At 62.3% G+C, this 20,400-nt stretch carries 15 protein-coding genes; 11 read left to right on the top strand and 4 right to left on the bottom strand.

Annotated features, from left to right (window positions below):
• Nucleotides 1–87 precede the first annotated feature (87 nt).
• The 10 genes from B0W55_RS05770 to B0W55_RS05725 are packed head-to-tail and all read left to right on the top strand — an operon-like array spanning nucleotide 88 to nucleotide 10,291.
• On the top strand, nucleotides 88–645 hold the full coding sequence (locus tag B0W55_RS05770; protein WP_077045056.1) for an outer membrane lipoprotein carrier protein LolA: 558 nt from the start codon (nucleotides 88–90) through the stop codon (nucleotides 643–645).
• Complete coding sequence (locus tag B0W55_RS05765) at nucleotides 629–2,968, top strand: MMPL family transporter (protein ID WP_077045055.1); 2,340 nt, start codon at nucleotides 629–631, stop codon at nucleotides 2,966–2,968. The genes B0W55_RS05770 and B0W55_RS05765 overlap by 17 nt, the downstream gene beginning before the upstream one ends.
• Nucleotides 2,965–4,125 carry a sodium:proton antiporter gene (locus B0W55_RS05760; RefSeq protein ID WP_077045054.1) on the top strand — a complete coding sequence of 387 codons (1,161 nt, stop codon included), beginning with the start codon at nucleotides 2,965–2,967 and terminating at the stop codon, nucleotides 4,123–4,125. Before B0W55_RS05765 ends, B0W55_RS05760 begins: the two co-directional genes overlap by 4 nt.
• Nucleotides 4,112–5,359 (top strand): NAD(P)/FAD-dependent oxidoreductase, encoded by a 1,248-nt coding sequence (locus B0W55_RS05755; protein ID WP_077045053.1) that lies wholly within the window; start codon nucleotides 4,112–4,114, stop codon nucleotides 5,357–5,359. The genes B0W55_RS05760 and B0W55_RS05755 overlap by 14 nt, the downstream gene beginning before the upstream one ends.
• Nucleotides 5,356–6,081, top strand: a complete 726-nt coding sequence (locus B0W55_RS05750; protein WP_077045052.1) for a class I SAM-dependent methyltransferase — start codon at nucleotides 5,356–5,358, stop codon at nucleotides 6,079–6,081. Before B0W55_RS05755 ends, B0W55_RS05750 begins: the two co-directional genes overlap by 4 nt.
• The gene (locus B0W55_RS05745; RefSeq protein WP_077045051.1) at nucleotides 6,081–6,689 is read left to right on the top strand and encodes a hypothetical protein; all 609 of its coding nucleotides are present in this window, start codon (nucleotides 6,081–6,083) and stop codon (nucleotides 6,687–6,689) included. Before B0W55_RS05750 ends, B0W55_RS05745 begins: the two co-directional genes overlap by 1 nt.
• The gene (locus B0W55_RS05740; RefSeq protein WP_077045050.1) at nucleotides 6,686–7,882 is read left to right on the top strand and encodes a beta-ketoacyl-[acyl-carrier-protein] synthase family protein; all 1,197 of its coding nucleotides are present in this window, start codon (nucleotides 6,686–6,688) and stop codon (nucleotides 7,880–7,882) included. Before B0W55_RS05745 ends, B0W55_RS05740 begins: the two co-directional genes overlap by 4 nt.
• Nucleotides 7,879–8,340: a hotdog family protein gene (locus B0W55_RS05735; protein ID WP_077045049.1), complete on the top strand. Its 462-nt coding sequence runs from the start codon at nucleotides 7,879–7,881 to the stop codon at nucleotides 8,338–8,340. The genes B0W55_RS05740 and B0W55_RS05735 overlap by 4 nt, the downstream gene beginning before the upstream one ends.
• A complete protein-coding gene (gene fabG, locus B0W55_RS05730; RefSeq protein ID WP_077045048.1) occupies nucleotides 8,337–9,065 on the top strand; it encodes a 3-oxoacyl-ACP reductase FabG in 729 nt (242 codons plus the stop codon). The genes B0W55_RS05735 and fabG overlap by 4 nt, the downstream gene beginning before the upstream one ends.
• Nucleotides 9,065–10,291 carry a beta-ketoacyl-ACP synthase gene (locus B0W55_RS05725; RefSeq protein ID WP_077045047.1) on the top strand — a complete coding sequence of 409 codons (1,227 nt, stop codon included), beginning with the start codon at nucleotides 9,065–9,067 and terminating at the stop codon, nucleotides 10,289–10,291. The genes fabG and B0W55_RS05725 overlap by 1 nt, the downstream gene beginning before the upstream one ends.
• A 150-nt stretch (nucleotides 10,292–10,441) precedes the next feature.
• On the opposite strand, the gene B0W55_RS05720 is transcribed toward B0W55_RS05725, so the two are convergent.
• The gene (locus B0W55_RS05720; protein ID WP_077045046.1) at nucleotides 10,442–11,344 is read right to left on the bottom strand and encodes a LysR family transcriptional regulator; all 903 of its coding nucleotides are present in this window, start codon (nucleotides 11,342–11,344) and stop codon (nucleotides 10,442–10,444) included.
• A gap of 179 nt (nucleotides 11,345–11,523) precedes the next feature.
• On the opposite strand from B0W55_RS05720, the gene B0W55_RS05715 reads away from it, so the two are divergent.
• Complete coding sequence (locus tag B0W55_RS05715) at nucleotides 11,524–12,729, top strand: MFS transporter (protein ID WP_371807254.1); 1,206 nt, start codon at nucleotides 11,524–11,526, stop codon at nucleotides 12,727–12,729.
• A 169-nt stretch (nucleotides 12,730–12,898) separates the two neighbouring features.
• Here B0W55_RS05715 and hemE read toward each other — a convergent pair whose 3' ends face one another.
• From hemE to gltB, 3 genes are all read right to left on the bottom strand, one after another.
• The gene (gene hemE, locus B0W55_RS05705; RefSeq protein ID WP_077045043.1) at nucleotides 12,899–13,966 is read right to left on the bottom strand and encodes a uroporphyrinogen decarboxylase; all 1,068 of its coding nucleotides are present in this window, start codon (nucleotides 13,964–13,966) and stop codon (nucleotides 12,899–12,901) included.
• 254 nt (nucleotides 13,967–14,220) lie between these two features.
• Entirely contained in the window at nucleotides 14,221–15,639 is a 1,419-nt protein-coding gene (locus B0W55_RS05700) for an FAD-dependent oxidoreductase (protein WP_077045042.1), read from the bottom strand.
• Between the two features lie 32 nt (nucleotides 15,640–15,671).
• Nucleotides 15,672–20,120, bottom strand: coding sequence for a glutamate synthase large subunit (gene gltB, locus B0W55_RS05695; protein WP_077045041.1), 4,449 nt, complete (start codon nucleotides 20,118–20,120; stop codon nucleotides 15,672–15,674).
• Nucleotides 20,121–20,400 lie beyond the last annotated feature (280 nt).

The raw sequence follows: 20,400 nt of genomic DNA, 5'->3' as shown, positions 1-20,400 counted from the left end.
TGGGGCCGCTGCGCAGCCCGGCGCGAGCAAGCTCGCTCGCCACGGTTGGCAGCATTCCAATACTTCGCTGCGCTGGTGCTGCTCGGTATGTCGGGGCTGGCGCAGGCTTTCGACCTGCAACAACTCAGCGATCAACTGGCCAAACCTGAGGTGATCCACGGCAACTTCATCCAGGAAAAACACCTGCGCGCACTGCCACAGCCTCTCACCAGCAAGGGCACGTTCGTGCTGGCAAAAAACCACGGTTTGCTGTGGCTGTTGAAAACCCCGCTGCAACAGGATTACCGCATCACCGCCAAGGGCATCGCCCGACGTGATACCAGCGGTTGGCAGATGCTGCCGGGCAAGAGCGCCGGTGCCGAGCAGAACCGCTTGTTCCTCGCCGTGCTGCAAGGCGACAGCAGCGGGCTGCAACGGGATTTCGAACTGTCCCTGAGCGGCGATGCGCAGCGCTGGAAACTCGCACTGGTGCCGCGTTCGATGCTGCTCAAGCAAGTGTTCAATCAGATCAACATCACCGGCGGAGAACTGGTGCACAGCATCGAACTGCTGGAGACACAGGGCGACAGCACCCTGTTGCGCATGCAGGACAGCACCAGCGCCCTTCCTTTGAGTGACGCGGAGCAACATGACTTTGCCGAGTGAACGCCTGCTCCCGCGCCTGTTCCTGACCCTGCTGTTGGCGATGCTGGCATTCGCCGGCTGGCAGTGGCGTGACGGCGCACCGCTGTCGGCCAACCTGATGGATCTGGTACCCGGCACCGCGCCGGATGCCCTGGAGCTGCGCGCCGAACAACGCATGCAGGAACCGCTGAACCGCGAAATGCTGGTGCTGGTCGGCCACGCCGACCGCCAGCAAGCCATCGCCATGGCGCAGAAACTGGGCGATCAATGGCAAGCCAGCGGCCTGTTCGAAAAGGTCCAGTGGAACCTGCAGGCGGACTTGCCGGCGCTGCGCACTCAGTTGTTGCAAGGTCGCGTGGCGATGTTGTCGGCGGATGATCGCCAGCAACTGATCGAACACCCCGATGCCTTCATTCAGCAACGTGTGCAGACGTTGTTCGATCCCTTCACCGGTTTCACCCTGGTGCCCAGCCAGGACGACTGGCTGGGCCTGACCGGACGCATCCAGAACAGCCAGCCGCAACACGGCGCGGTGCAGCTGGACATCGGCAGCGGTGCCTTGATCGCCGATGCCGACGGCAAGAGCTGGGTGCTGCTGCGTTCGCGCACCACCGGCAACGCCTTCGACATGAACCTGCCGCTGCAAGTGGCCGACCTGCTGGCCCATAGTCGCGAAGAAGCCGCCGAGTCCGGGGTGCAACTGCTGGCTGCCAGCGGCCTGCTGTACGCCGCCAACGGTCAGAAACAAGCCACCCGTGAAATGACCTGGGTGGGTGGTGGCGCCACCGTCGGCATCCTGTTGCTGCTGTTGCTGGCCTTCCGTCGCTGGCGGGTGCTGCTGGCCTTCGTTCCGGTGCTGGTGGGCATGCTGTTCGGTGCGGTGGCTTGCGTGGCGCTGTTCGGCCATATGCACGTGATGACCCTGGTGCTGGGTTCGAGCCTGATCGGCGTCGCCGTCGATTATCCGCTGCATTACCTGTCCAAGAGCTGGAGCCTGAAGCCCTGGCACAGCTGGCCGGCCTTGCGCCTGACCTTGCCCGGCCTGACGTTGAGCCTGATCACCAGCACCATCGGTTACCTGGCATTGGCCTGGACCCCGTTCCCGGCGCTGACCCAGATCGCGGTGTTCTCCGCCGCCGGTCTGTTGGGCGCGTATCTGTGCGCCGTGTGCCTGCTGCCAGCGCTGCTCAAGGGTGTGGAGCTGCGCCCGGCGCAATGGCCGCTGCGGCTATCCACAGGCCTTCTGCGGCTTCACGAAGCCCTGCTCAAACGTTTGCAGACGCCGGTTTTGCTGGCGTTGCTGATCGCTTTTTGCGCCGGCGGCCTACTGAAGCTGGAAACGAAAAACGACATTCGCCAGTGGGTCGACATGCCTCGGCAATTGACCGACGAGGCGCAGACGATTGCGCGGATCACTGGCTATCAACCCACCAGCCAGTTCTTCCTGGTGCAGGCTGCCAACGAACAGCAACTGCTCGACCGCCAGACCGCCCTGAATGAGCGCCTGGATCAGTTGATCAATCTGGACAAGCTGCAGGGTTACCTGTCGCTCAAGCAACTGGTGAGCCAGCCGAGCGAACAGCGCCAGGTGCGCGAGGCGTTGGGCAAGTTGCCGCAATACTGGCAGCCGTTGCTCGATGTCGGGGTGCCGATCGAAGCGCTGCAAGCGGAACTGGCCAAACTCCAGGCACTGCCCGTCGAAGACATCGACAGCGCGCTGGCCGGGCCCCTGGCTGAACCCTATCGCCTGCTATGGCTGGGACCTACCGGGAATGGAGTGGCAGCGATGGTCAGCCTGCAAGGCCTGAATAACCCTACCCTCTTGCAAATCCAGGCGAAGGACTTGCCGGGCGTGACGCTGGTGGATCGGCTGGGCGAATTGAACAGCGTATTCGCTGCGACTCAGGTCAGCGCGGCGGAACTGAAACTCGCTTCCTGCGTACTGATCGTGCTGGTGTTGATCCTGCCGTTCGGTTTCGGCGGCGCACTGCGCATCGTGTCGCTGCCGCTGCTGGCCGCGCTGTGCAGCCTGGCCAGCCTCGGCTGGCTGGGGCAGCCATTGACCCTGTTCAGTCTGTTCGGCCTGCTGCTGGTGACGGCGATCAGCGTCGACTACGCAATCCTCATGCGCGAACAGGTCGGCGGCGCGGCCGTGAGCCTTTTGGGCACCTTGCTGGCGGCGCTGACCACATGGCTTTCGTTTGGCCTGCTGGCGTTGTCGAGCACGCCGGCGGTAAGCAATTTCGGCCTGTCGGTGAGCCTGGGCCTGATGTTCAGCTTCATGCTCGCGCCGTGGGCCGGTCGTCATACGCATACGGCCACGGTCGCGGAGCCGACAGCATGATGATTGCGTTGTTCTGGGTCATGGCCTTGATGTTGTTCGCGGTGGCGACCCGGGTCGGTCGACACTTCGGCCTGATCCCGATCGTCAGCCAGTTGCTGTTGGCGACCGTCGGTCTGCCGCTGCTGATGTACTTCTGGATCGAACCGCAATGGCAACTGAGCGGCGCGGCGCTGGTGTCACCGGTCTGGCTGAAGAACCTCTACAGCCTCAGTTTCGCGCTGTTGCTCGGTTACATCCTAAGCGACGTGATCGATCTGCAACTGGACCGCCAGAGCTTGAAAATCGCCCTGCCGAGTTTCTGCATTCCGTTTGCCTGCGGTCTGGTCACTGCGATCTGGCTGTTGCCGCCGCAGCCCTGGCTCAGTTCTCTGGCCATCGGCCTGGTGTTCGCCATTACTGCGATCCCGGTGTTGTACCTGTACCTGCGGCACATCGATTACCCCTACGCGGCGACCCGGCGACTGGTGCAGACCGCGATTGTCATCGATCTCAGCTGCTGGACCCTGTTCGCCATTGCCCAGGGCACCCTGCACCTGAGCAGTCTGCTGCTGCCGCTGGCCGGTGCCTGCCTGCCCTTGCTGTTGCGGCTGCTGGGCCTGCGCCAACAGTGGCTGTACAGCCTGGGCTTTTTCGCGCTGCTGGTGGTGGCCGAGCACTACAAGCTCAATGCCCTGATCTTCGGCATCGGCTACGTGTTGATCATGGCCGCACTGAAGGCGCCGCTGACCTTGCCGCTGCCGGCCATCTGGATGACCCGCCTGCAAACCTGGATCGCCATTCCGCTGATCCTCACTTTCGGCATCGTGCAGATCAACGTCCACAGCGCCATGGACAGCCTTGGCTGGCTGCAGTTGGCGGCCCTGTTGCTGTTGCCGATCGCCAGCAAACTGCTGGGCAACTGGCTAGGACTGGGCTGGGCCGGCGCGTCCTTTCAGGGCGCCAGCCGCTGGCGGGAAAGCGTGCTGCTGAACATTCGCGGCCTGAGCGAAATCGTGTTTCTCAATCTGCTGCTGCAACAACAGCTCATCAGCCCGGCGCTGTACTTTGCGCTGATGTTGATGGGCCTGGTGGCGACACTGCTGCCGGCATTGGCCGGCATGCACCGCATTCCCCTGAACGCTGCCGCCCCGGCAAGGAGCCCCCATGCCAACCGTTGAAACGCAACGCCGCCAGATCGTGGTCATCGGCGCAGGCCCTTCGGGTGCCATCGCCGCCGCGCTGCTCAAGCGCAAGGGCCACGACGTGCTGGTGATCGAGCGCCAGCATTTCCCGAGGTTCTCCATCGGTGAAAGCCTGTTGTCCCATTGCCTGGATTTCGTCGAGGAAGCGGGCATGCTCGAGGCGGTCAATGCGGCGGGTTTTCAATTGAAAACTGGCGCCGCATTCGCCTGGGGCGAGCACTACAGCACCTTCGATTTCGGTGACACCTTCACCCCCGGCAAGCCGACCACCTTCCAGGTGCAGCGCGCCGATTTCGACCAGTTGCTGGCCGATCAGGCCACGCTGCAAGGGGTGGAGATCCGCTATGGCGAAACCATCGTCAGCGTTGATATTTCACGGGACAAACCGCAGTTGGGCGTGCGTCGCGAGGACGGCAGTGATTACCGCATCGAGGCGGACTTCATGCTCGACGCCAGCGGCTACGGTCGCGTCCTGCCGCGTTTGCTCGACCTTGAAGCACCGTCGAACTTCCCGGTGCGTCAGGCGGTGTTCACCCACGTCGAAGACCTTATCGACCATCCGAATTTCGACCGCACCAAGATCCTCGTCACCACCCACCCGACGCAACGGGATATCTGGTTCTGGACCATCCCGTTCAGCAACGGCCGCTGCTCGGTCGGCGTGGTGGCGGCACAGGAACATTTCGAGGGCCGCAGCGATGATCTTGATGCCTGCCTGCGTGGGTTCATCGCCCAAACGCCGAGCCTTTGCAGCGTGCTGACCAATGCCCGGTGGGATACGCCGGCGCGGACCATCGGCGGTTACTCGGCCAACGTCAAAACCCTGCACGGCCCGGGCTTCGCGCTGTTGGGCAATGCGGCGGAATTCCTCGACCCGGTGTTTTCCTCCGGCGTGACCATCGCCATGCGTTCGGCGAGCATGGCCGCAGGCGTGCTGCACCGCCAGTTGCAGGGCGAAACGGTCGACTGGCAACGGGAGTTCGCTGAACCGCTCAAGCGCGGCGTCGATACGTTCCGCTGCTACGTCGAAGGCTGGTACGCCGGGACCTTCCAGGACGTGATTTTTCACGAGAGCAGCTCACCGGATATCCGCCGCATGATCAGCTCGATCCTGGCCGGTTACGCCTGGGACGAACGCAACCCGTTCGTCAGCGAAGCCAAACGCCGGTTGAAGGTGATTTCAGAACTCTGCGCAAGGACGGCGACATGAGCTACTCGAGTGACAACTACGTCGAAGAAACCCGTTTCGGTCTGTGGTTCCTGCGCAGCCGTACCTGGCAGCACTATGTATTGCGGGTGGCGATCAACGATTTGCGCAGCCTGTTCAGCGAAGCCCCGCCGAGCCAGCCGGTGTTGCTGGATGCCGGTTGCGGTCAGGGCAAATCCTTCCAACTGCTGCGCCAGGCGTTCATGCCGGGACGCCTGATTGGTGTGGACGCCGACCCGGCGAGCCTGGACCGTTGCCGCGAAGAAGCGGTCAACCAGGGCGTGAAGGTGGAATTGATCGGTAGCGACTGTGCGAGCCTCCAGCTGGCCGATGCCAGCGTCGACCTGTTGTTCTGTCACCAGACCTTTCATCATCTTGTGGAACAGGACAAGGCGCTGGCGGAGTTCTACCGCGTGCTCAAGCCCGGCGGTTACCTGCTGTTCGCCGAATCCACCGAGGCTTACATTGATACCTGGGTCATCCGCTGGCTGTTCCGCCACCCGATGCAGGTGCAGAAAAGTGCCGCACAGTATCTGGAAATGATTCGCCAACAGGGTTTCGAATTCGGGCCACAGAACGTGTCCTATCCCTATTTGTGGTGGAGCCGGGCGACGGATTTCGGGCTGCTGGAACACCTCGGCCTGCGCAAGCCGAAACCCTTTGGCCAGCGCGAAGAGACCTTGGTCAATGTGGTGGCGCGCAAGCCTCTCGAGGGTACTCTGTGATGTTCACCATGAACCACACGCAATGCATGACCTGTGGGAGCGGGCTTGCTCGCGAAAGCGGTCGGTGTGCCGGTATCAATGTTGAGTGTGCCGCCGTCTTCGCGAGCAAGCCCGCTCCCACAGGGATCGTCTGCGCTCTGTTGCTGGTTGTCTTTCTGCTGCTCAGTGGCTGCGCCAGCCGCCCGCCACTGCCCGAGCAGACACCGACGCTGGCGCTGCCCTTGCAACTGCACATCGAGCGCCTGCAGGACGACCAGCGCCAGGACTGGGTACTGGTGATCCAGCGTGAAGGCCCGGCCATTCGCTGGTCGATGATGGACTTGCTGGGCATTCCCCAGGCCCGTCAAAAATTACAGGATGGTCAATGGCAGGCCGACGGCTTGCTGCCGCCCAATCCGCAAGCGCGGGAGTTGTTCGCCGCCTTGCTGTTCGCGCTGACGCCCAGGGACGAGTTGATCGGCAACTACCCGACCGCCTGGCAACACGGTGCGCAGCGCTCGCTTCCCGAGCGTTGGGACATTCGTTATGCACAACCGATGAACTTTGAATTGAATCTGCCCAAAGGCCCGAAATACCACGTCACCTCGTTGAGTGGAGAGACGCCATGACCGCCTACCTGAACGCCCTCGGGGTCATCTGCTCCCTGGGCCGTGGCAAGGACGAAGTCGCGCGCAATCTGTTCGCTGGCGACTGTTCCGGCATGCGCAGCGAAAGCGGCTGGGTGCCCGAACGCGCCTTGCCGGTAGGTGCGGTGCGTGGCGAACTGGCGGCCATTCCTGCGGAGCTGTCCCGGCACGACACGCGCAACAATCGCTTGCTGCTGGAAGCCGCCCTGCAAATTCGCCAGGACATCGATCAAGCCATCGAGACTTACGGTCGCGACCGAGTCGGCGTTGTGCTCGGCACCAGCACCTCGGGCATCGATGAAGCCAGCCGGGGCCTGGCGGATTACCTGCGTGACGGCCAATTTCCGGCCGAGTACGACTACCAGCAACAGGAGCTGAGTGCGCCTGCCAATTTCCTCGCCGAATGGCTGCAACTGAGCGGCCCGGCCTATGTGATTTCCACGGCCTGCACCTCCAGCGCCCGGGCCCTGATGAGCGCCCAACGCTTGCTCGACCTTGGCGTCTGCGACGTGGTGTTGTGTGGCGGCGTCGACAGCCTGTGCAAACTGACCCTCAATGGATTTTCTTCGCTGGAAGCTGTCAGCGATCAACGCTGCAACCCGTTCTCGGTGAACCGCAACGGCATCAACATCGGCGAAGCGGCGGTGCTGTTTTCGATGAGCAGGCAGGTTGACGGCAACCGGTCGATAGCCCTGCTCGGCAGCGGCGCCAGTTCCGATGCGCATCACATTTCCGCGCCGGAGCCGAGCGGTCGCGGTGCCTTGCAAGCCATGGGCAAAGCCCTGAGCCGCGCCGGGCTGCAACCGCAACAGATCAGCTACCTGAACCTGCACGGCACCGCCACGCAACACAACGACGCCATGGAAAGCCTGGCGGTGCATACGCTGTTCCCCAATGGCGTGCCCTGCTCGTCGACCAAACCCATGACCGGCCACACCCTTGGCGCGGCGGGAGCACTGGAAGCGGCGTTCTGCTGGTTGAGCCTGAGCGCCGACAATCGCGAACACGCCTTGCCACCGCATGTCTGGGACGCCCAGCCGGACCCCGAGTTGCCCGCGCTGAACTGGGTGACCCCGGCCACTCGCCTGGCGTCCACTGGTCCCCGCTACCTGATGAGCAATTCCTTCGCTTTCGGTGGCAACAACGTCAGCCTGATTATCGGAGACGCCCCATGATTGACTGGCCGCTCGCCGAACTGCTGCCCCACGCCGGCGACATGATCCTGATCGACCGGATCCTGACGTTCGATGACGAGCAGATTCACACCCAACTCAGGGTCAAGCCCGACGGGCTGTTCAATCGCCCCGATGGCAGCCTGCCGGCCTGGGTCGGCATCGAACTGATGGCCCAGAGCGTCGCAGCGTTTGCCGGTTGCCATGCGCGCCAGCGCGGCGATGCGGTGGAGCTGGGTTTCCTGTTGGGCAGCCGCAAGTTCGAATGCAACGTCGAAAGTTTTCCAGCCGGCACCGAGCTGACCATCCACGGCCTGCGCTCGCTGGAAGATGACAACGGCATGGGCGTTTTCGAATGCCATATCCACGCCCCCGGCATTCACGCCACCGCCCGTCTGAATGTGTACCGCCCGCCTCGGCCGGCCCAATATCTTGATGAAACCCCAGGAGTCCAGTCATGACTGAATCCGTACTGGTCACCGGTTCCAGCCGTGGCATCGGCCGCGCCATCGCCCTGCGCCTGGCTCAGGCCGGGCACGACATCGTGCTGCATTGCCGCAGCGGCCTGGCGGACGCTGTCGCGGTGCAGGCTGAAATCGAAGCCCTGGGCCGCACGGCGCGGGTCCTGCAATTCGACGTGTCTGACCGCGCTGCCTGTAAAAGCGCGCTTGAAGCCGATGTGGAAGCTCACGGCGCCTATTACGGCGTGGTGCTCAACGCCGGCCTGACCCGTGACGGTGCTTTTCCAGCGCTGAGCGAGGATGATTGGGATGTGGTGATGCGCACCAACCTCGACGGTTTCTACAACGTGCTGCACCCGGTGATGATGCCGATGATCCGTCGTCGGGCCGCCGGGCGAATTGTCTGCATCACGTCGGTGTCCGGGCTGATCGGCAACCGCGGCCAGGTCAACTACAGCGCCTCGAAGGCCGGGTTGATCGGCGCGGCGAAGGCCTTGGCGGTCGAACTGGCCAAGCGCAAGATTACTGTCAACTGTGTCGCCCCCGGCCTGATCGACACGGCGATGCTCGACGAAAACGTGCCGGTGGAAGAACTGATGAAAATGATTCCCGCACAACGCATGGGCACCCCCGAAGAGGTGGCCGGCGCGGTGAATTTCCTGATGTCGGCGGAAGCCTCGTACATCACCCGGCAGGTTCTGGCCGTCAACGGAGGCCTGTGCTGATGAAGCGTGTCGTCGTCACCGGCATGGCCGGCATCACCTCACTGGGCAACGATTGGGAGACCATCGCCGGCCATTTTGCGGCCAACCGCAGCGGCATCCGGCGCATGGACGAGTGGGATCGCTTCACCGAACTCAACACCCGTTTGGCCGGGCCCATCGATGATTTCAAGGTGCCGAGCCACTGGACCCGCAAACAACTGCGCAGCATGGGCCGGGTCTCGCGGTTGGCCGTTGGCGCGGCGGAACAGGCGCTGGCCGATGCCGGGTTGCTGGGTGACGAATCGATCAAGGACGGGCGCATGGGTGTGGCCTGCGGTTCGTCCACCGGCAGCACCGACGAGATCAAGGCTTTCGGCAACATGCTGCTCAACTCGGTGGCCGAAGGCCTGAACGCCAACTCCTACGTGCGCATGATGCCGCACACCACGGCGGCCAATATCAGCATCTTCTTCGGCCTGACCGGCCGCTTGATCCCGACCTCCAGCGCCTGCACCAGCGGCAGCCAGGGCATCGGCTACGCCTACGAGGCAATCAAGTTCGGCCGCCTGCCGCTGATGCTCGCCGGCGGCGCCGAAGAGCTGTGCCCGACCGAAGCCATGGTCTTCGACGCGCTGTATGCCACCAGCCTGAAAAACGACACGCCACATTTGTCGCCCCGCCCTTACGACACCGGGCGCGACGGCCTGGTGATCGGTGAAGGCGGCGGCATGCTGGTGCTCGAAGAACTGGAACATGCCCTGGCACGCGGCGCGCACATACACGCCGAAATCGTCGGCTTTGGCAGCAACGCCGACGGCCAGCACACCACCCGCCCCGAACAAATCACCATGCGCCGCGCGATGGAACTGGCACTGGAAGACGCAGGCCTTCAGCCGTCCGACATCGGCTACGTCAACGGCCATGGCACCGCCACCGAGCAAGGCGACATCGCCGAAACCCTGGCCACCAGCAGCCTGTTCGGCGAACACATGCCCATCAGTTCGCAGAAAAGCTACCTGGGCCACACCCTCGGCGCCTGCGGTGCGCTGGAGTCCTGGTTCAGCATCGAAATGCTCAACCGCGACCTCTACGTCCACACCCTCAACCTCGACCATGTCGACCCGAACTGCGGCAAACTCGACTACCTGCGCGGCGAGTTCCGACAGATGAGCAACCGGTACGTGATGAACAACAACTTTGCGTTTGGCGGGGTCAATACGTCGCTGATTTTCAAGCGCTGGGTGTAAACGAGGACTCGGTTCGCCTCGGTAATCGCGGCGTTTTTCGGTCCATCGCGAGCAGGCTCGCTCCCACAGTGGTTCAACGGCGTGGCGCAGACCGTGTTCATGTCACGCTACCTGTGGGAGCGAGCCTGCTCGCGATCGACGGCATAGCCGTCACGGTCCCAGCGGCTCAACCTTCCTCGTCAACAACTCCACAAAGGCCCTGGCCATCGGCGATTTCTGGTCTTTGCGTTGTACCAGCCACACTGATGACACCGCGGCCGGGTCGAGCAATGGACGATAGACCACGCCGTCGATGCGCATCCGCTGATAGGACGCCGGGAGCACCGAGACGCCGAGCCCAGCCGCCACCAGGCCGATGATGGTCATCGCTTCGCCGGCCTCTTGGGCGAAGTGCGGGCTGAAGCCGGCGTCGCGGGCCAGGCTGAGCAGTTGTGCGTATAGACCGCTGCCATAACTGCGGGGAAAAAAGACGAAGGGTTCCAACGCCAGGGCTGACAGGAACAACCCCTCTTCACTGTCCTGGACCAATGGGTGCTTGGCGCTGAGCACGGCAACCAGGGGCTCGCGCATCAACTCGACCACACTGAGCGAATCGGGCAGCACCAGGGGCCGCATGATGCCGACTTCGATGGATTCGTCCATCAACGCCTCAGCCACCTGGGTGCTGCTCATTTCACGCAAATTCAAATGCACCGCCGGGAAACGCTGACGGAACGAGAAAATCGCCTGTGGAATCGTTGAGTTGAACGGCGCCGACGACGTGAAGCCGATTTTCAGTTCACCCAACTCACCCAGTTGCGCCCGTCGGGCGACATCCGCGGCTTTGTCGACCTGGGCGAGCACCAACCGCGCCTCTTCAAGGAACAGTCGACCGGCTTCGCTCAACTCGACCCGACGATTGGTACGTTCGAACAGGCGCGCACCGACCTCTTGTTCCAGCGCCTGTATCTGTTGGCTCAGGGGTGGCTGAGAAATGCCCAATACCTGTGCGGCGCGGCCAAAATGCAGTTCTTCGGCAACCGCGATGAAGTAGCGCAAGTGACGCAATTCCATGAATACCCCATTAGGTCGTCAAAGCTATCAAACAGGTCGAACAATATATTGGATTGAATCATTAGCCAGCTATATGCTTTTTTCATTGCCTGCCCGGCCGAGCGCCTCCGAGGTCCCCCGTGAAAACTGCCGTTGCTCCACTCGCCCATGAAGCTGCACCCGCCGATGTTGTCAGCGAGCTGATGGATATCTACATCGAAAAAGGTACGCCGGCTTTCATGCGCACGGTGCTGGCACTGTTCTGCGGCGGCTTTGCCACCTTCGCGTTGCTGTACTGCGTGCAACCGATGATGCCGCTGCTGTCCCACGAATATTCCATCAATGCGGCGCAGAGCAGCCTGATTCTCTCGGTGGCCACCGGCATGCTCGCCATCGGCCTGCTGATCACCGGCCCGATTTCCGATCGGATCGGTCGTAAACCGGTGATGGTAACGGCGCTGTTTTGCGCGGCACTGTGCACCATGGCCAGCGCGATGATGCCGAGCTGGGAAGGCGTGCTGGTGATGCGCGCGCTGATCGGTCTGTCATTGAGCGGCCTGGCGGCGGTCGCCATGACTTACCTGAGTGAAGAGATTCACCCGCAGCACATCGGCCTGGCGATGGGCCTGTATATCGGCGGCAATGCCATCGGCGGGATGAGCGGGCGCTTGATCACCGGCGTGTTGATCGACTTCGTCAGTTGGCACACCGCGATGCTGGTGATCGGTGGCCTGGCGCTGATCGCGGCGACGGTGTTCTGGAAAATCCTCCCCGAATCGCGCAACTTCCGCCCCCGCTCGCTGCATCCGCGCAGCCTGCTCGACGGGTTCACCATGCACTTTCGTGATGCCGGCCTGCCGCTGCTGTTCCTCGAAGCCTTCGTGTTGATGGGTGCGTTCGTCACGCTGTTCAACTACATCGGTTATCGCCTGCTGGCCGAGCCGTATCACATGGAACAGGCTTTCGTCGGGCTGCTCTCGATCGTGTACCTGTCGGGCATCTACAGCTCAGCGAAAATCGGCTCCCTGGCCGACAAACTCGGCCGGCGAAAAGTGCTGTGGAGCACCATTGCACTGATGATCGGCGGCCTGGCCCTGACCATGTTCACGCCGCTGCCGCTGGTGATTTTCGGGATGCTGGTATTCACCTTCGGCTTCTTCGGCGCGCACTCGGTGGCCAGCAGTTGGATCGGCCGTCGCGCCATCAAGGCCAAGGGCCAGGCGTCGTCGCTCTACCTGTTCTGCTATTACGCCGGGGGCAGCATTGCCGGTACCGCGGGCGGCTTTTTCTGGCACCTGGGTGGCTGGAACGGGATTGGGCTGTTTATCGGTTCGTTGCTGGTGGTGGCGTTGTTGATGGCATTGAGGTTGGCGAAGTTGCCGCCACTCGGCGAGGTCAAGGCCTGACCGCTCCCCCCTGTAGGAGCGAGCATGCTCGCGATGGTCGTTAACGATGACGCTGGGCACCTGATACGCCTCGGCGCTCTCGGGTTTTTCGCGAGCAAGCTCGCTCCTACGGATTCTCCGACATACAAAAACGCCCGGCATAGGCCGGGCGTTTTTTATTGGGCGGTGATCACTCGTGATACTGCGCCGACAACTCATGCACCGCGCGCAGGAAGGCGCCGGCGTGTTCTGGGTCAACTTCAGGCGTGATGCCGTGGCCGAGGTTGAACACGTGGCCACTGCCCTTGCCATAGCTGGCCAGGATGCGGCCGACTTCGGTGCGAATCGCTTCCGGCTTGGCGTAGAGCACGGTCGGGTCCATGTTGCCCTGCAGGGCGACTTTATCGCCGACACGGGCGCGGGCGTTGCCGATGTCGCAGGTCCAGTCCAGGCCCAGGGCATCGGCGCCAGCGTCGGCAATGCTTTCCAGCCACAGGCCGCCGTTCTTGGTGAACAGGATCACCGGCACCTTGCGTCCTTCGTGCTCGCGGATCAGGCCGCTGACGATCTTCTTCATGTAGGCCAGGGAGAACTCCTGGTACGCCGCCGCCGACAGGTTGCCGCCCCAGGTATCGAAGATCTGCACTGCCTGTGCGCCGGCCATGATCTGGCCGTTGAGGTAGCTGGTGACCGACTGCGCGAGCTTATCCAGCAGCAGGTGCATGGCTTGCGGGTTGTCGTAGAGCATGGCCTTGGTCTTGCGGAAGTCTTTCGACGAGCCGCCTTCAACCATATAGGTGGCCAGGGTCCATGGGCTGCCGGAGAAGCCGATCAGCGGTACACGGCCGTTCAGTTCGCGGCGGATGGTGCTGACGGCGTCCATCACGTAGCCCAGGTCTTTCTGCGGATCGGGGATCGGCAGTGCTTCGATGTCGGCCAGGGTGCTGACGACTTTCTTGAAGCGCGGGCCTTCGCCGGTCTCGAAGTACAGGCCCTGGCCCATGGCGTCGGGGATGGTCAGGATGTCGGAGAACAGGATCGCCGCGTCCAGTTGCGGATAGCGGTCCAGCGGCTGCAGGGTGACTTCGCAGGCGAACGACGGGTTCATGCACAGGCTCATGAAATCGCCGGCCTTGGCACGGCTGGCGCGGTATTCAGGCAGGTAGCGGCCGGCCTGACGCATCATCCACACAGGGGTGACGTCCACAGGTTGCTTGAGCAGGGCGCGCAGGAAACGGTCGTTCTTCAGGGCAGTCATGTCGGCATCCGGAAAAAAAGTGCGGGCATTTTCTCAGAGCGCGACGCAAAAGGCACGGCAAGAGCCGCGCCTTTTGTCTATCGGGTCAATTTGTCGCGGGGAAACCCATCATTCGCAACACCACAAAGCAACTGTGGGAGCGGGCTTGCTCGCGAAGGCGTCGTGTCAGTCGACATTACAGTTGCCTGACACAGCGCTTTCGCGAGCAAGCCCGCTCCCACATTTTCACTGCATTTCAAGTCTGGATCGGGTGCTTAGACCCCCAGGTAATCCAGGATCCCTTCTGCGGCATTGCGGCCTTCGAAGATCGCCGTCACCACCAGGTCGGAACCGCGCACCATGTCGCCGCCGGCGAAGATTTTCGGGTTGCTGGTCTGGTGCTTGTACTGACCTTGTTCCGGTGCCACGACGCGGCCCTGGCTGTCGGTCTGGATGTCGAACTGTTCGAACCACGGCGCCGGGCTCGGGCGGAAACCGAAAGCGATGACCACGGCGTCGGCCGGGATGATCTCTTCGGAGCCCGGGATCGGCTCGGGGCTGCGACGGCCACGGGCATCCGGTTCGCCAAGACGGGTCTCGACCACTTTCACGCCTTCGACCTTGTCTTCACCGACGATCGCGATCGGCTGGCGGTTGTAGAGGAATTTCACGCCTTCTTCCTTGGCATTCTTCACCTCTTTGCGCGAGCCCGGCATGTTCGCTTCGTCACGACGGTAGGCGCAGGTCACCGACTTGGCGCCCTGGCGGATCGAGGTACGGTTGCAGTCCATCGCCGTGTCGCCACCACCGAGTACCACGACCTTCTTGCCTTTCATGTCGACAAAATCTTCCGGCGACTTTTCAAAGCCCAGGTTGCGGTTGACGTTGGCGATCAGGAAGTCCAGCGCGTCATACACGCCGGGCAGGTCCTCACCAGCAAAACCGCCCTTCATGTAGGTGTAGGTGCCCATGCCCATGAACACGGCATCGTATTCTTCGAGCAGTTGTTCCATGGTCACGTCCTTGCCCACCTCGGTGTTGAGGCGGAACTGGATGCCCATGCCGCTGAACACCTCACGGCGATTGCTCAGTACGGTTTTTTCCAGCTTGAACTCGGGGATGCCGAAGGTCAGCAGACCGCCGATTTCCGGATTCTTGTCGAACACCACCGGGGTCACGCCACCCCGCACCAGTACGTCGGCACAGCCCAGGCCCGCCGGGCCCGCGCCGATGATCGCGACACGCTTGCCGGTCGGCTTGACCTTGGACATGTCCGGGCGCCAGCCCATGGCGAACGCGGTGTCGGTGATGTACTTCTCCACCGAACCGATGGTCACCGCGCCGAAGCCGTCGTTGAGGGTGCAGGCACCCTCGCACAGCCGATCCTGCGGGCACACCCGGCCGCAGACTTCCGGCAGGGTGTTGGTCTGGTGCGACAGCTCGGCGGCCTGAAGGATGTTGCCCTCGGCCACCAGTTTCAGCCAGTTGGGAATGAAGTTGTGCACCGGGCACTTCCATTCGCAATACGGGTTACCGCAACCCAGGCAGCGGTGGGCCTGGTCAGCCGACTGCTGGGGTTTGAAGGGTTCGTAGATTTCCACGAACTCTTTCTTGCGTTGACGCAACAGTTTCTTCTTCGGATCCTTGCGCCCGACCTCGATGAACTGGAAGTCATTATTCAGACGTTCAGCCATTTTAAAACCTCATCAAACTCTTCAGGCGCATATCACTGCGGGTTGGCACGGGTGCTGGAAAGCAACGATTTCAGGGTGGCAGCCTTGGGCTTGACCAACCAGAAACGGCGCACGTAATCATCGAGGTTCTCGGCGAGTTCACGACCCCACTCGCTGTCGGTTTCCTCGACGTACTCGTTCAGCACGCGTTGCAAATGGCTGCGGTAGGCTTCCATCGCCTCGCCGCTGATCCGCTGGATTTCCACCAGTTCGTGGTTGACCCGGTCAACGAAGGTGTTGTCCTGGTCGAGCACGTAGGCGAAACCGCCGGTCATGCCAGAGCCGAAGTTGTAACCGGTCTTGCCCAGGACGCAGACGAAACCACCGGTCATGTACTCGCAGCAGTGATCGCCAGTGCCTTCCACGACGGTGTGGGCACCGGAGTTACGCACGGCGAAACGCTCACCCGCGGTACCGGCGGCGAACAGCTTGCCGCCCGTGGCGCCGTACAGGCAGGTGTTGCCGATGATGGCACTGTCCTGAGTCTTGTAGATGCTGCCTTTTGGCGGAACGATCACCAGCTTGCCGCCGGTCATGCCCTTGCCGACGTAGTCGTTGGCGTCGCCTTCCAGGTACATGTTCAGGCCGCCGGCGTTCCATACGCCGAAGCTCTGGCCAGCCGTGCCCTTGAAGCGGAAGGTGATCGGCGCGTTGGCCATGCCCTGGTTGCCGTGCTTGCGAGCGATTTCACCAGAGATCCGCGCACCGATGGAACGGTCGCAGTTGCAGATATCCAGGGCGAATTCAGCGCCGCTCAGGTCGTTGATCGCCGAGGTGGCCATGTCGACCATTTTCTCGGCCAGCAGGCCTTTGTCGAACGGCGGGTTGCGTTCCACGCCGCAGAACTGCGGTTTGTCCGCCGGCACGTGGTCGCTGCCCAGCAACGGGGTCAGGTCCAGGTGATGCTGCTTGGCGGTCTGGCCTTCGAGCACTTCCAGCAGATCGGTGCGGCCGATCAGTTCTTCAAGGGAGCGCACGCCCAGCTTGGCCAGCCACTCACGGGTCTCTTCGGCGACGTAGGTGAAGAAGTTCACCACCATGTCGACGGTGCCGATGTAGTGGTCCTTGCGCAGCTTCTCGTTCTGAGTGGCAACGCCGGTGGCGCAGTTGTTCAGGTGGCAGATACGCAGGTATTTGCAACCCAGGGCGATCATGGGCGCGGTGCCGAAGCCGAAGCTTTCAGCGCCGAGAATCGCCGCCTTGATCACGTCGAGGCCGGTTTTCAGGCCGCCGTCGGTCTGTACCCGGACCTTGCCGCGCAGGTCGTTGCCACGCAGGGTCTGGTGGGTTTCGGCCAGGCCGAGTTCCCACGGAGCGCCTGCGTATTTGATCGAGGTCAGTGGCGACGCACCGGTACCGCCGTCGTAGCCGGAGATGGTGATCAGGTCGGCATAGGCCTTGGCCACACCGGCGGCGATGGTGCCGACGCCCGCTTCTGCTACCAGCTTCACCGAGACCAGTGCCTTCGGGTTGACTTGCTTGAGGTCGAAAATCAGCTGCGACAAGTCTTCGATCGAGTAGATGTCGTGGTGCGGTGGCGGCGAGATCAGGGTCACGCCCGGCACTGCGTAACGCAGCTTGGCGATCAGACCGTTCACTTTACCGCCCGGCAGTTGACCACCCTCGCCCGGCTTGGCGCCCTGGGCAACCTTGATCTGCAGCACTTCGGCGTTGACCAGGTATTCCGGGGTCACACCGAAACGGCCGGTGGCGACCTGCTTGATTTTCGAGCTCTTGATGGTGCCGTAGCGCGCCGGATCTTCACCGCCTTCGCCGGAGTTGGAGCGCGCACCGAGGCGGTTCATGGCTTCGGCCAGGGCCTCGTGAGCCTCCGGCGACAGCGCGCCCAGGGAGATGCCCGCGGAGTCGAAGCGCTTGAGCACCGATTCCAGCGGTTCGATCTCGCTGATGTCCAGCGGCGTGTCGAGGGTCTTGACCTTGAGCAGGTCGCGGATCATCGACACCGGACGGTTGTCCACCAGCGAGGTGTATTCCTTGAACTTGCTGTAGTCGCCCTGCTGCACGGCGGCCTGCAGGGTGTTGACCACGTCGGGGTTGTACGCGTGATATTCGCCACCGTGGACGAACTTCAACAGGCCGCCCTGCTGGATCGGCTTGCGCGGGCTCCAGGCTTCGGTGGCCAGGGCTTTCTGCTCGGCTTCGATGTCGACGAAACGCGCACCCTTGATGCGGCTTGGCACGCCACGGAAGCTCAGGTTGCAGACTTCCTCGGACAGGCCGATGGCCTCGAACAACTGCGCACCACGGTACGACGTGATGGTCGAGATACCCATCTTCGACAGGATCTTGAGCAGGCCCTTGGTGATGCCTTTGCGGTAGTTCTTGAACACCTCATAGAGGTCGCCCAGCACTTCCCCGGTGCGGATCAGGTCGCCCAGCACTTCGTAGGCCAGGAACGGATAAACGGCAGAGGCGCCGAAACCGATCAACACGGCGAAGTGATGCGGGTCGCGAGCGGTGGCGGTTTCCACGAGGATGTTGGAGTCGCAACGCAGGCCTTTTTCGGTCAGACGGTGGTGCACCGCGCCGGTGGCCAGGGAGGCGTGGATCGGCAACTTGCCCGGAGCGATGTGACGGTCGCTCAGTACCACTTGGGTACGACCGGCGCGCACAGCTTCTTCAGCCTGATCGGCGACGTTGCGGATGGCCGCTTCGAGGCCGACGCTTTCGTCGTAGTTCAGATCGATGATCGCGCGCTCGAAGCCCGGGCGATCGAGGTTCATCAGCGAGCGCCACTTGGCCGGGGAAATGACCGGCGAGCTGAGGATCACGCGCGAGGCGTGTTCCGGCGACTCCTGGAAGATGTTGCGCTCGGCACCGAGGCAGATCTCCAGCGACATGACGATGGCTTCACGCAGCGGGTCGATCGGCGGGTTGGTCACCTGGGCGAACTGCTGACGGAAATAGTCGTACGGCGTGCGCACGCGCTGGGACAGCACGGCCATCGGCGTATCGTCGCCCATCGAGCCCACAGCTTCATAGCCTTGCTCGCCGAGCGGGCGCAGCACCTGGTCGCGCTCTTCGAACGTGACCTGGTACATCTTCATGTATTGCTTGAGCTGGTCGACGTCATAGAAAGCCGAACCGTGGTCGTTGTCTTCCATGGTCGCCTGAATGCGCAGGGCGTTCTTGCGCAGCCATTGCTTGTACGGATGACGGGACTTGAGACGGTTGTCGATCGCGTCGGTATCGAGGATCTGCCCGGTTTCGGTGTCCACGGCGAAGATCTGGCCCGGGCCTACGCGGCCTTTGGCGATCACATCTTCAGGCTGGTAGTTCCAGACGCCGATTTCCGAAGCCAGGGTGATGAAACCGTTCTTGGTGGTGACCCAACGCGCCGGGCGCAGACCGTTACGGTCGAGCAGGCACACCGCGTAGCGACCGTCGGTCATCACGACGCCGGCCGGGCCGTCCCACGGCTCCATGTGCATGGAGTTGTATTCATAGAACGCACGCAGGTCCGGGTCCATGGTTTCGACGTTCTGCCACGCTGGCGGAATGATCATCCGCACGCCACGGAACAGGTCGATGCCACCGGTAACCATCAACTCGAGCATGTTGTCCATGCTGGAGGAGTCGGAACCGACGCGGTTGACCAGCGGACCGAGTTCTTCGAGATCGGGCATCAGGTCGTTGGCGAACTTGGTGCGACGGGCCACGGCCCAGTTGCGGTTGCCGGTGATGGTGTTGATCTCGCCGTTGTGCGCCAGGAAGCGGAACGGTTGAGCCAGCGGCCATTTCGGCAGGGTGTTGGTGGAGAAGCGCTGGTGGAACACGCAGATTGCGGTTTTCAGGCGCTCATCGCTCAGGTCTGGATAGAAGGCGGTGAGGTCCGCCGGCATCATCAGGCCTTTGTAAATGATGGTCTTGTGGGAAAAGCTGCAGATGTAGTGATCGACGTCGGCGGCGTTGGCCACGGACGAGCGACGACGGGAACTGAACAGCTTGATCGCCATGTCCTGATCGCTCAGGCCTTCACCGCCGATGAACACTTGTTCGATCTGCGGCAGGCGCTCGAGGGCCAGACGGCCGAGGACGCTGGTGTCGATCGGCACTTTGCGCCAGCCGACCAGCTGCAGGCCGGCGGCCAGGATCTCGCGGTTCATGTTCGCGCGAGCGGCTTCGGCCTTGACCGGGTCCTGGTTGAAGAAAACCATGCCCACGGCGTATTGCTTGGGCAGTTCGACGCCGAAGGTTTCCTGGGCGATGGCTCGCAGGAACACGTCCGGCTTTTGAATCAGCAGACCGCAACCGTCACCGGTCTTGCCGTCGGCATTAATCCCACCGCGGTGGGTCATGCAGGTCAGGGCCTCGATGGCCGTTTGCAAAAGGGTATGACTGGGCTCGCCCTGCATATGGGCTATCAGGCCGAAACCGCAGTTATCCTTGAATTCATCTGGTTGGTACAGACCTGCTTTCATAGACACTTTCTCACCAGGCTGCCCCTTAACGAGGCAAATTTCTTTTCAATTCAACCACTTACCATCCGCGCCGAACGTACGCCAGCTTTGCGGGGGCAAAAGGGAGGTCATTGTACACACCGACACTTGGCCTCACAAATTTGACGACGAAATGTCGCAAATCTATGTCGCATTTGTGAAAGGTTTAAAGCGATCTGCTGTGCTAGTCAAAACTTTTTTAATTTTGACCGCAACGACTCAAAGACTACTGTGACGCAGACACCACAAGGCACGCGGCCTG

The sequence above is a fragment of the Pseudomonas sp. KK4 genome (assembly GCF_001984065.1).
GTDB lineage: Bacteria > Pseudomonadota > Gammaproteobacteria > Pseudomonadales > Pseudomonadaceae > Aquipseudomonas.
Note: the sequence above shows the minus strand (reverse complement) of the source record. Positions and strands in the feature narration are given on the sequence as shown.